The sequence below is a fragment of the Metapseudomonas boanensis genome (assembly GCF_018704125.1).
Taxonomy (GTDB): domain Bacteria; phylum Pseudomonadota; class Gammaproteobacteria; order Pseudomonadales; family Pseudomonadaceae; genus Metapseudomonas; species Metapseudomonas boanensis.
Window position 1 is genome coordinate 1 of record NZ_JAGTIS010000034.1, and the last position, 12,110, is coordinate 12,110.

The following is a 12,110-nucleotide window of genomic DNA, read 5'->3' on the forward strand; positions in this document are numbered from 1 at the left end:
CCCATCCCGAACTCAGTAGTGAAACGACGCATCGCCGATGGTAGTGTGGAGCTTCTCCATGTGAGAGTAGGTCATCGTCAAGCTCCTATCCCAAACCCCCGATACGCCCAGGCGTGTCGGGGGTTTGTCTTTGGGCACGGGAAAAACCGGCTTCGGTCCGGCCGTTGGCGCATTACCGGAGGGGGAAGCCAGGCCTTCCTCAACTCGAAGTGCGCGTTATCCCGCAGCATCATCCAGAATGACCCGCACTTCCGCGTGCAGGCGATGATCGTAATCTTGCTCGACTCTTGTTCGATTTCAGGCGGGCGAAACGAGTCAGGATGGGTGGATTCTTGCTCCGGATGGCGCAGAGCGTCCCAATGTATAGGCAGCATAAGGTGGACTTCGCTGCACTGCCCCAGATGTGCTGACGCCCGCGTGATCATTGTCTGATTTGCGGTGCCGCACCTGCCGTAACCTGGACATCGCTTGCCTGGCAGGCAGATCCTGATCAGGCAGGTGGCCGCTTGCTGACGGCGAACCATCACAGCGGCCCGCAGTATTGCAGTTACTCGAGACTATTTGCGGGCAAGCTCGATCCTGGCTGGCAGATCTTGGCCATGTTCCGTAGCGTCATCCAGCTCGCAGCATCGCCTGGTCTGGGGGTAGGGATTCAGGATGCCAATTGGGAACAAACTCGCCCCTGCCTGGCTGATATCTGCCAGGTTTGCAGGAGTCGGTCAGTTCGAATCACTGTTTGGCATGGAGCAGCACGGCTTCAGGAGGCTATTTGTGCGCTAGTTCGCTCGTGCCGTTGGGGCTGTCTGCTCACGCTGTTAGGTTCTTGGTGGTGCAGTCGCAGCAGAGGCGGGGCGTGGAGCGTCCCACTGGCAGTTCGGGACAACGCAAAGAAAAAGGGCACGCTTGTGGCGTGCCCTTTTGCCGCTAGGCGGGGTGACGGCTAGCCGTCGAAGGGAAAGACGGGGTACCCGGGTAGGGTGGCCCGTTCGGAAGTCGGAACTTCCTGGTATTGCATTCGGCAGCCGACTTTGTGGGTCGGTGTCGGGAGAAACGTTGCCGCGCCCGAAGGCGCGGCTATTGGTTAGCCAATCGTCATCAGGCTGGCATTGCCGCCGGCGGCCGCGGTGTTGACGCTGAGGGCGCGCTCGATCAGCAGGCGTTCCAGCGGAACTGCTGTTTCGCCCTGGGAGAGGCCCTGGACGCCGATGATCGGGCCCTTGCGAGCGGCTACTTGCTTGCAGACGGCGCGCAGCTGATCGGAGTCGCCGTGATGCAGCACTGCATCGAAGCTCACCTCGGGCTGGGTCCAGTCGGCGATCAGTTGGATGCGCGCTTGAACCTGCTTCGGCAGGCTGGAACGTAGCTTGCTGGTAGCATCGCTGGTGGTCCAGATGACCGAGCTGCCCACTGCGAGCGCAGCGGCCAGTTGGCAGAGCAGGTCGCCTTCGTCATCGGCCAGACTCAGCACGGTGTCTCGCGGCAGCAGCATGTAGGAGTTGCGCTCGCCGGTCGGGCCGGGGAGGGTGCGGGTCAGGCCGCTCTGGGACAGTTCGGCGAAGCTGCCACAGAGGCCGGCCAGTGCTTCCTTGCCATTCTTGGTGGCCCAGGTCTTCAGGGCATCCAGTGGCTTGCCCTGTTGTTCCTGGAAGGCGGCGCGTTGCTGGGTGTCTGCGACGGTTTCACCATCCAGGCGCTTGAAGGTACGGCTGACCGCGTCGGTCGGACGGGTGGCCAGCAGGCGGTACATATAGAGCGGGCCGCCCGCTTTCGGGCCAGTGCCGGAAAGGCCTTCGCCGCCGAAGGGCTGCACGCCTACCACTGCGCCGACCATGTTGCGGTTGACGTAGAGGTTGCCGGCATGGGCCTTGTCCACCACCTTGGCGATGGTTTCGTCGATGCGGGTGTGCACGCCCAGGGTCAGGCCATAGCCGGTGGCGTTAATCTGATCGAGCAGGGAGTCCATGTCCTCACGCTTGTAACGCAGCACGTGCAGGACGGGGCCGAAGATCTCGCGCTCCAGATCGGCCAGGCTTTCCAGCTCGATCAGGGTCGGCATCACGAAGGTGCCACGTTGGATAGCATCGCCTTCGGTGCGGGCGATCTGGAACACACCGCGGCCTTTGCTACGCATGGCCTGGATGTGCTTGTCGATGCCAGCCTTGGCTTCGGCGTCGATCACCGGGCCGATGTCCACGTTCAGGTGTTCGGGGTTGCCGATGCGGCATTCCGCCATGGCGCCCTTGAGCATTTCCAGCACGCGGTCAGCCACGTCTTCCTGGACGCACAGCACGCGCAGGGCCGAGCAGCGTTGACCGGCACTGTCGAAGGCGGAGGCGACGACGTCGGTGACCACCTGCTCAGCCAGCGCGGACGAGTCGACGATCATCGCGTTTTGGCCGCCGGTTTCGGCGATCAGCGGGATCGGGCGGCCCTGGGCGTCCAGGCGACCGGCGACGTTGCGGGCAAGGATGCCGGCGACTTCGGTAGATCCGGTAAACATCACGCCTTTGACGCGTTCATCAGCCACGAGGGCGGCGCCCACGGTGTGACCGAGGCCCGGTAGCAGCTGCACGACGCCTTCCGGGATACCGGCTTGCAGCAGGATGCGCACAGCCTGGGCGGCGATCAGCGGGGTTTGCTCGGCCGGCTTGGCCAGCACGGTGTTCCCGGCGGCGAGGGCAGCAGCTACTTGGCCGCTGAAAATTGCCAGCGGGAAGTTCCACGGGCTGATGCAGACTACCGGGCCCAGCGGACGGTGGCTGTCGTTGGCGAAGTCGTGGCGTGCCTGAGCAGCGTAATAGCGCAGGAAGTCCACGGCCTCACGCACTTCAGCGATAGCGTTGTTGAAGGTCTTGCCGGCCTCGCGGACGAGAACGCCCATCAGCGGCTGGATCTCGTTTTCCATCAGGTCGGCGGCGCGATCCAGGGCGGCGGCGCGCTCGACCGGCGGAGTGGCTTGCCAGATCGGTGCGGCGGCCATAGAGGCCAGGACGGCATTGCCGACGTCGGCGGTGGTGGCGTTCTGCACGTGGCCGACCACGTCGCGATGGTCTGCCGGGTTCAGTACGGGTTCGAGCGGGCCTTCGCTGCTGGGGCAGCCGAGCATCGGCTGGGCGCGCCAGTCAGCATGGCCGGTTCCCAGCAGGGCGCTGGACAGTGACGCCAGGCGATGTTCGTTGGCCATGTCGATGCCGCTGGAGTTTACGCGGGCATCACCGTAGAGAGCCTTGGGCTGCGGGATACGCGGATGCGGCAGGCCCAGGGTGCCTTCTACCGTTGCCAGGGATTCGATGTGGGTGACCGGATCTTCTACCAGCTCCTTGATGGAGATGGAGTGGTCGGCGATGCGGTTCACAAAGGACGTGTTGGCGCCGTTTTCCAGCAGACGGCGCACCAGGTACGCGAGCAGCGTCTCATGGGTGCCGACCGGAGCGTAGATACGGCACGGACGGTTCAGCTTGCCTTCAGCGACCTTGCCCACCACTTGCTCGTACAGCGGCTCACCCATGCCATGCAGGCACTGGAACTCGTATTGGCCCGGGTAATAGTTCTGCCCGGCGATGTGATAGATGGCCGACAGGGTGTGGGCATTGTGGGTGGCGAACTGCGGATAGATGACTTCCGGAACGCTCAGCAGTTTGCGGGCGCAGGCAATGTAGGAAACATCGGTGTACACCTTGCGGGAGTAAACCGGGAAGCCTTCCAGGCCGTCGACTTGGGCACGCTTGATCTCGCTGTCCCAGTAGGCGCCTTTCACCAGGCGGATCATCAGGCGGTGGCGGCTGCGGCGGGCCAGGTCGATCACATAGTCGATCACGTACGGGCAGCGCTTCTGGTAGGCCTGGATGACGAAGCCAATGCCGTTCCAGCCTTTCAGCCCCGGCTCGAAGCAGAGGCGCTCGAGCATGTCGAGGGAGATTTCCAGGCGATCGGCTTCTTCGGCGTCGACGTTCAGGCCGATGTCGTACTGTTTGGCGAGCAGGGTCAGGGACAGCAGGCGCGGATACAGCTCGTCCATCATGCGCTCGTACTGGGCACGGCTGTAACGCGGGTGCAGGGCGGACAGCTTGATGGAGATGCCGGGGCCTTCATAGATGCCGCGGCCGTGGGAGGCCTTTCCGATGGAATGGATGGCCTGCTCGTAGGAAGCGTAGTAACGCTGGGCGTCTTCCTCGGTCAGTGCGGCTTCGCCGAGCATGTCGTAGGAGTAGCGGAAGCCCTTGGCCTCGAAGTTGGTGGCGTTGGCCAGCGCTTCGGCGATGGTTTCGCCGGTGACGAACTGCTCGCCCATCAGGCGCATGGCCATGTCCACGCCTTTGCGGATCAGCGGCTCGCCACTCTTGCCGATGATGCGGTTCAGCGAGCTGGAGAGGCCGGATTCGTTGTGGGTGGACACCAGCTTGCCGGTGATCAGCAGGCCCCAGGAGGCAGCGTTGACGAACATCGACGGGCTCTGGCCCAGGTGCTGTTGCCAGTTGCCGTTGCTGATCTTGTCGCGGATCAGGGCGTCACGGGTGCCTTTGTCCGGGATGCGCAGCAAGGCTTCGGCCAGGCACATCAGGGCGACGCCCTCCTGGGAAGACAGGGAGAACTCCTGCAGCAGGCCCTGGACGATGCCGGCGCGGCCGCTGGCGCTCTTCTGGTTGCGTAGTTTCTCGGCGATGCCGTAGGCGAGTTTGTAGGTGTTTTCAGCCATATCTGCTGGCAGGCGCGCCTGCTCCAGCAGCATAGGAACCATTTCCTGCTCGGGGCGGCGATAGGCGCCAGTGATGGCGGCGCGCAAGACGGATTGCGGCAGGATACTTTCAGCGAAGTCGAGGAATGGCTGGTGCACCGGGTCGGCCAGGGCTTCAAGAGCCTCATGGTCGCCCTCGGCCAGGCGCTGGGCGATGCCCTGGAGTTCCGGCAGCGTTACGCCGGCTTCCAGGCTTTCGAGGTAGCTGAAGATCGCTTGCTTGATCAGCCAGTGCGGGGTGCGCTCGATCCGTCGTGCAGCTTCCTTGAGGCGGTCACGGGTTGCCTCATCCAGTTTCACGCCAAGGGTGGTGCTCGTAGCCATTTCTTGTCCTCTTATCAGCCGTGGTTGCAACGGCGTTAGCGGCGCCAAGAGTAGCGGTGTCGCAAATGAGGTGCAACCTGGTGCAACCTAAAGTTTCAATCCTGAGAACGGTCTCCGGATGAAAGGTCGCCCATCGGATGGGTGCGGAGTTGCGCTGCTATCGCGCGTAGCAGGTTTAGGCGCTACTCCAGCTAGCAGGTGCTGCAGGTGTACGCTGCACTGAAATCAAGAGGTTTCCTGGGGTGCAACCCTGGGATAGCCGTACCCGATAGACGAGCCCCTGCAATACCGACATTACGCCTAAGACAGCATAGGCGGCTCGTGGCGGAAGCAGGAGGCAGGCAAGAAGAGTCGACGGATGGCGAGCTCTGGGCAGTTCGCCATCTGGAAAACCGCCCGGCGCGGGAGGACGAATTAACGAGGTTTGAGCGATTCGAGCTTACGTAGGAGGCTTTGGTGGGCACTGTCGAGAATCTGGTTGGACAACTCTTCGTTAGCCACGCTGCGTGACAGGCTCAGGGCACCGACCAGGGTTGCAAGCATCGCCAGGCTTTCCTGCGGGTCGCCGATCTCCTTTTCGATCAGGGCCAGCAGACCGGTTACCACCTCGTCGGTGATCGGGCTGGCGTTTCCACGCTGGCCGAGTTCCGCCGACATGGTCGGCAGCGGGCAACCCTGTTCGGGTTGGGCGCGATGTTGGGGTGACAGGTAGCGCTCGAAGAAGGCCTGGAGTGGTCGCTCCTTGGCGAATGCCTTGGCCCAATGGGCATTGGCGTCGTTGGCTGCGGCCTGCAGGGCCTCTTCGACCAGAGCGTCTTTGGACTTGAAGTGTGCATAGAAACCGCCGTGGGTCAGGCCCAGGGCTTTCATCAGTGGCTGTAGCCCGGTGGCGTCGATGCCATCGCTGCGGAAACGGCGCGAAGCCTCGGTAACGATTCGTTTATGGGTTTCGGCTTTGTGGTCTTCGGGATAACGCATGGCAGTTGCCTCAGGCGGGGCATTGATATGGTGATTGTAATTCCACATCGGTAAAAAATGCGAGCAGCTGCAGCTGGCCGGTTGCGTCTGATTGCCTGAGAGGTTGGGGCAGGGCAGTCACCTGCGGGGCTGAAGCCCTCTTCCTTCCCTGGAAGAGGGGACGGCTGTCAGCGCTTGGCCTGGGCGCGGGCGTGGAACACGAAGCCGATGCTGTTCATCAGAAGCTGTGCAGCGAGGATGGATGTGATTCCGGTGGGATCATAGGCCGGGGCCACTTCCACCAAATCCATCCCGACGATGCGCCCCTGGCTTCGGTTTGCCAGGCCCTGGATGATTTCCAGCACTTCGTAGTACTGGAAGCCGCCATGGCTAGGGGTTCCAGTACCGGGAGCGATGGATGGGTCGAAGCCGTCGATGTCGATGGTGATGTAGTACGACTCGCACTCGGGGATCAGGTCCAGCACGCCATCGCGGCCGAGGCGGCGGACGTCTCGAACCGAGAGGATATTCGAGCCGCATTCGCGGGCTGCGTTGTAGTCGCTGCGGTTGGACGAAGAGACGTTGCGGATGCCCATCTGGGTCATGCCGACGATGTGATCCATTTCCGAGGCGCGGCGCAGTGGGTTGCCGTGGCCATAGCGCACGCCGTGGCGTTCGTCGACGAAGTCCAAGTGCGCGTCAAAGTGAATGATATGGATCGGGCCGCGGCCTTCGAAGGCTTTGATCACCGGTGCATGCACCGAGTGGTCGCCGCCCAGCACCACCGGCATGGCTCCGGCATCGAGCAGTTTGCGCACGGCGTACTCGATGTTGGCGTTGCTGGTATTCATATCGGTATGAACGATGTCGGCGTCACCTACGTCGACGATGCGTACATCTGCTGCCTGCAGGTACATCACGTCGTCCTCGAAGTCGTAGGCGCCGCTGTGACCGAAGGAGAACAGAGTGGATGCCTCCCGGATCCCGCGCGGTCCGAAGCGTGCGCCAGAACGCCACTGGGTGCCCATGTCGTTGGGCGCGCCGAGCACTGCAACGTCTGCGTCCAGCTTTTCCCAGTCAAGGCAGACGGGGGACTTGGCGAAGGTGCAATGACCGACGAAGGGCAGGTTCAAGCGACCGTTTTCATAGCTGTTGCTGGACATTTTCAGGCGTCTCCACATTGTTGTTGTCGGTTACGGGAGGAGGGCGGGTTCCTCGTCCATGGGCGCACTATGGGCTTTACCAACGCCTGAAAAAATGATGATGATGCGATGCGCAAATCGTGATTTCCGATGTAATCACTGACACTTCGGGTGCCCCATGATCCAGTTGCATGATGTCGACCTGAAGCTGCTCAGGGTCTTCAATACCATCGTCAAATGCGGTGGTTTCTCTGCGGCCCAGGCCGCCCTCAACGTTGCCCAGTCCACTATCAGCGAACAGATGGGCCACCTGGAGACGCGTCTCGGGGTCAAACTCTGCGAACGTGGGCGAAGTGGGTTTCGGCTGACGGAGCAGGGCCAGGCGATCTACGAGGCCACCCAGAGGTTGCTGGAAGCAGTTGAGGAGTTCTGCGTCGATGCCGATGTGCTCAAGCGCCAGATCAGTGGCACCCTTAATCTGGGTGTGATCGATACCACCATTACCGACCCGGCTTGCCCGCTGAAGATGACGACCCAACGCTTCGTCCAGCGTGGCCACGAGGTGCACCTGCACGTCTACATCGGAACGCCGGCCGAGCTGGAGGAGCGCGTACTGGATAGCCGCCTGCATCTGGCGGTCGGGCACTTCCCATTGCGCGTGCCGGGCCTGTCCTATTCGCCGCTGTACCAGGAAAGCCATGGCTTCTACTGCGGGCGAAATCATCCCTTGTTCGGTAGCTTGGGGCCCAAGGTCAACCTGCTGGAGCGCATCGCCGCCAGCCGTGTCGTGGCACGTGGCTACCTGCAGCAGCGCGATCTCCAAGCCCTGGGCGTGGACAAGCCAGCCGCGACCGTGGATAACGTCGAAGCCCAGGCCATGCTGATCCTCTCGGGGGCTTATGCTGGATTCCTGCCAGAACACTATGCGCGCCAGTGGGTGGAGAGTGGCGATCTGGAGCACCTTGAGCCAGGACGCCTGCGCCTGCTGTCTGCCTTCGAGGTCATTACCCGTCGAGGGGCAGCTCCGCCGTTGATCTTGCGCGCATTCCTCGATGAGCTGATGCAGTGCACGCGCGCATTGACCGTGTAGAAATAGATCGATCCCAAGGTCCACCATGCGAATCCACGTCACCTTCATCGACCGCGTCGGCATCACCCAGGAAGTCCTGGCGCTGCTGGGTGCGCGCAACCTCAATCTCGACGCGGTGGAAATGATCCCGCCGAACGTCTACATCGATGCTCCGGCCCTCAGCCAAGCGGTGCTCGATGAGTTGCATGACGCCCTGCTGCGGGTGGAGGGTGTGCAGGCGGTGGAGCTGGTCGACATCCTCCCAGGTCAGCAGCGGCGCTTGCAGCTCGATGCCCTGTTGGCGGCCATGAGCGACCCGGTGCTTGCGGTAGGGCCGGACGGCCATGTGCTGCTGGCCAATCCGACGCTGGTCAGCCTTTACGGCCACGAGCCGGCGGGAGAGCCGCTGTCCAACCTGTTCGCCGAGCCGGATCTGGCGCAGAACCTGATCGACAAGGGTTTCCGCTTGCCGATGTGCGAGGTGAGCTTCAAGGGGCAGGCGCTGCTGCTGGACGCCACACCCATCAGCGGTGGAACGGATGCGCTGGTCGGTGGCTTGCTGACCCTTTACCCGCCGAGCCGTATCGGCGAGCGTCTGGCCTCGCTGCACCACGACCATGCCGAGGGCATGGATGCGTTGATCGGCCAATCATCGGCACTCAAGCAACTCAAGGTCCGACTGCTCAAGGTGGCCAGTCTGGATGCGCCGTTGTTGATCCAGGGCGAGACCGGCACCGGCAAGGAACTGGTGGCACGCGCCTGCCACGCCCTCAGCGCGCGGCACGATGCGCCGTTCCTGGCGCTCAACTGCGCGGCCCTCCCGGAGAGCCTCGCCGAGAGCGAGCTGTTTGGATATTCCGCCGGGGCGTTCACTGGCGCCCAGCGCGGCGGCAAGCCGGGCCTGCTGGAAATGGCGGATCGTGGCACGGTGTTCCTCGATGAAGTGGGCGAAATGTCGCCTTACCTACAAGCCAAGCTGCTGCGATTTCTCAGCGATGGTTGCTTCCGTCGTGTGGGGGGGGATCGGGAGGTGCATGTGAACGTGCGGGTGCTCTGCGCGACGCACCGCAATCTGGAGCGCATGGTCGGGGAGGGAACCTTCCGTGAAGACCTCTACTACCGCCTCAACGTGCTGAACCTGATGGTGCCGCCACTGCGCGAGCGCGGGAATGACATCCTTCTGCTGGCCGAGCACTTCCTGCGCCAGGCCTGCGCGCAGATCCAGCGGCCGCCTTGCCGGCTAGCGCCTGCGACCCATCCGCTGCTGCTCGGCAATCGCTGGTCGGGAAACGTTCGTCAGTTGCAGAACGTGATCTTCCGCGCCGCAGCGATCTGCGAGGGCGACCTGATCGACTGCGATGGGCTGGAACTTGCGGGTACTGCGCTGAGTGCCCAACAGGCTGAATCCGCAGAGGTCTCCAGCCTGGAGGAGGCCGTACAGGCTTTCGAAAAGTCCCTGCTGGAGCGGCTTTATGCTGAATATCCCTCCACCCGCCAGTTGGCTGCGCGTCTGAACACCTCGCACACTGCTATCGGCCAGCGTCTGCGTAAGTACGGGATTTCTACCAAGGCGTAGGCTGGATCAGTGAGACAGCAGTTCCCCTGATCGCACGACTCTGGGTGGATCGATGAGGCTTGATTGCCCTGCGTCTCTACATTGCTGATGGTGTGGTTCGATTACGTTCCAGCGGAGCGATTTCGCTCCAAGCTGGCGAAGGCCTCGTTATCCGCGGTGTGTGTGTTCATCGGCTATCCATAAACTCATTCAAGTCTGGAGCGATTTCGTTCCAAAACTTGGCCGTGAAAATTCCAAATATCGCTTAAGATATTGATTTAAAAGGGTTTATAAAACTTGGCATTCGCCTTGCTCTTGTTCAGTCAGCCGAGCTGTATTCCACGCTCGGGACCCCACCTGATAACAAGAGGAAGATCCATGAGCACTCTGCGTTTTACTCCCGAGCATGAATGGCTGCGCCTGGAAGCGTCTGGTGAGCTGACCGTCGGCATTACCAGTTTCGCCCAGGAGGCCTTGGGGGACGTGGTGTTTGTCCAGTTGCCGGAGCCGGGCCGTTACGAAGAAGGTCAGGAAGTCGCGGTACTGGAGTCGGTGAAGGCCGCCAGCAACATCACCATGCCGCTGACCGGCGAAGTGCTGGACGTCAACCAGGCACTGGCCGACAACCCAGAGCTGGTCAACGAAGCCCCCATGGGAGATGGCTGGTTCTTCCGCATTCGTCCGGAGAACCCCGAAGCCGTAGCCAGCCTGATGGACCAGGCCGACTACGACAGCTTCCTCTCCGACAACGCTTGAGCCCGGGGGCCGACATGACCAGAGCACACATCCCACTGGGCACGGACAACGAGTTCATCGCCCGCCATATCGGCCCGCGTGAGGCGGATATTACCGCCATGCTGGCACTCACCGGCCACGACTCGCTGGAAGCGCTGATCGCCAGCGTGATTCCCGAGAGCATCAAGGGTACCAGCGTACTCGACCTGCCGGCCGGGCAGGGTGAGGCCGAGGCCTTGGCTTCGATCAAGGCCATCGCCGCGAAGAACCAGCTGTTCAAGAACTACATCGGCCAGGGCTACTACCCTTGCCACACGCCGACCCCGATCCTGCGCAACCTGCTGGAAAACCCGGCCTGGTACACCGCCTACACCCCTTACCAGCCGGAGATTTCCCAGGGCCGCCTGGAAGCGCTGCTGAACTTCCAGACCCTGGTCAGCGACCTTACCGGCATGGAAATCGCCAACGCCTCCCTGCTGGACGAAGCCACCGCCGCTGCCGAAGCCATGACCTTCTGCAAGCGCTTGTCGAAGAACAAGGCCAGCAACGCCTTCTTCGCCTCCAGGCATTGCCACCCGCAGACCCTCGATGTGCTCCGCACCCGTGCTGAGCCGCTGGGCATCGAAGTGGTGATCGGTGACGAGGCTGAGCTGGAGGACCTCTCCGGCTACTTCGGCGTGCTGCTGCAATACCCCGCCAGCAACGGCGACATACCTGACCACCGCGCCTTGGTGCAGCGCGCCCACGCGGCCGGCGCCTTGGTGGCTGTGGCCGCCGACCTGCTGGCCCTGACGCTGCTGACCCCGCCCGGCGAATTCGGCGCCGACGTGGTTCTGGGCAGTGCGCAGCGCTTTGGCGTACCGCTGGGCTTCGGCGGCCCGCATGCCGCCTACTTTGCCACCCGAGACTCGTTCAAACGCGACATGCCGGGTCGACTGGTGGGTATTTCGATCGACCGCCATGGCAAGCCGGCCCTGCGCCTGGCCATGCAGACCCGCGAACAACACATCCGCCGCGAAAAGGCCACCAGCAACATCTGCACCGCCCAGGTCCTGCTGGCCAACATCGCCAGCATGTACGCCGTTTACCACGGCCCGCAGGGTCTGACCCGTATCGCCCGGCGTGTGCACCGCCTGACCTCGATCCTGGCTCAAGGCCTGCAACAGCTGGGGCACAAGGTCGAGCAGTACCACTTCTTCGACACCCTGAGCGTCGTCACTGCCAACCCGGTCGACGAGGTTCACGCCGCCGCCAAGGCCAAGGGCATTAACCTGCGAGTGCTGGATAGCGTGCGCGTCGGCCTCTCGCTGGATGAAACCTGCGACCAGGCCAGCGTCGAGGCCCTCTGGGCGGTCTTCGCCACCCAGGGCAAGAACCTGCCGGACTTCGCAGCATTGGCTGGCGTCACCGGCGACTGCCTGCCGCTGGAACTGCTGCGTGAATCGCCGTTCCTGGAGCACGATGTCTTCAACCGTTACCACTCGGAAACCGAGCTGATGCGCTACCTGCGCAAGCTGGCGGACAAGGATCTGGCGCTGGACCGCAGCATGATCCCGCTGGGTTCCTGCACCATGAAGCTCAACGCCGCCAGCG

At 62.7% G+C, this 12,110-nt stretch carries 6 protein-coding genes, 1 rRNA gene and 1 pseudogene; 5 read left to right on the plus strand and 3 right to left on the minus strand.

Features of this window, described 5'->3' with window-relative positions; translation table 11 throughout:
* Positions 1–83, plus strand: a 5S ribosomal RNA gene (gene rrf, locus J7302_RS27210); the annotation flags it as partial.
* Between the two features lie 998 nt (positions 84–1,081).
* Here the strand turns inward: rrf and putA are convergent.
* The 3 genes from putA to speB all read right to left on the minus strand — a co-directional run bounded on the left by putA (position 1,082) and on the right by speB (position 7,179).
* Positions 1,082–5,059: a trifunctional transcriptional regulator/proline dehydrogenase/L-glutamate gamma-semialdehyde dehydrogenase gene (gene putA, locus J7302_RS25925; RefSeq protein WP_215381657.1), complete on the minus strand. Its 3,978-nt coding sequence runs from the start codon at positions 5,057–5,059 to the stop codon at positions 1,082–1,084.
* Positions 5,060–5,473: 414 nt separating this feature from the next.
* On the minus strand, positions 5,474–6,037 hold the full coding sequence (locus J7302_RS25930) for a TetR/AcrR family transcriptional regulator (RefSeq protein ID WP_215381661.1): 564 nt from the start codon (positions 6,035–6,037) through the stop codon (positions 5,474–5,476).
* A gap of 167 nt (positions 6,038–6,204) precedes the next feature.
* On the minus strand, positions 6,205–7,179 hold the full coding sequence (gene speB / locus J7302_RS25935) for an agmatinase (protein WP_215381664.1): 975 nt from the start codon (positions 7,177–7,179) through the stop codon (positions 6,205–6,207).
* A gap of 157 nt (positions 7,180–7,336) precedes the next feature.
* Between speB and J7302_RS25940 the strand changes: the two genes are divergently transcribed.
* From J7302_RS25940 to J7302_RS25955, 4 genes and pseudogenes are all read left to right on the plus strand, one after another.
* Positions 7,337–8,248, plus strand: coding sequence for a LysR family transcriptional regulator (locus J7302_RS25940; protein ID WP_215381666.1), 912 nt, complete (start codon positions 7,337–7,339; stop codon positions 8,246–8,248).
* A 25-nt stretch (positions 8,249–8,273) separates the two neighbouring features.
* Positions 8,274–9,803, plus strand: coding sequence for a sigma-54-dependent transcriptional regulator (locus tag J7302_RS25945; protein WP_215381668.1), 1,530 nt, complete (start codon positions 8,274–8,276; stop codon positions 9,801–9,803).
* Between the two features lie 357 nt (positions 9,804–10,160).
* Positions 10,161–10,538: a glycine cleavage system protein GcvH gene (gcvH, locus tag J7302_RS25950; RefSeq protein WP_215381670.1), complete on the plus strand. Its 378-nt coding sequence runs from the start codon at positions 10,161–10,163 to the stop codon at positions 10,536–10,538.
* Positions 10,539–10,552: 14 nt separating this feature from the next.
* Positions 10,553–12,110: pseudogene (locus tag J7302_RS25955) on the plus strand (glycine dehydrogenase (aminomethyl-transferring)); the annotation flags it as partial.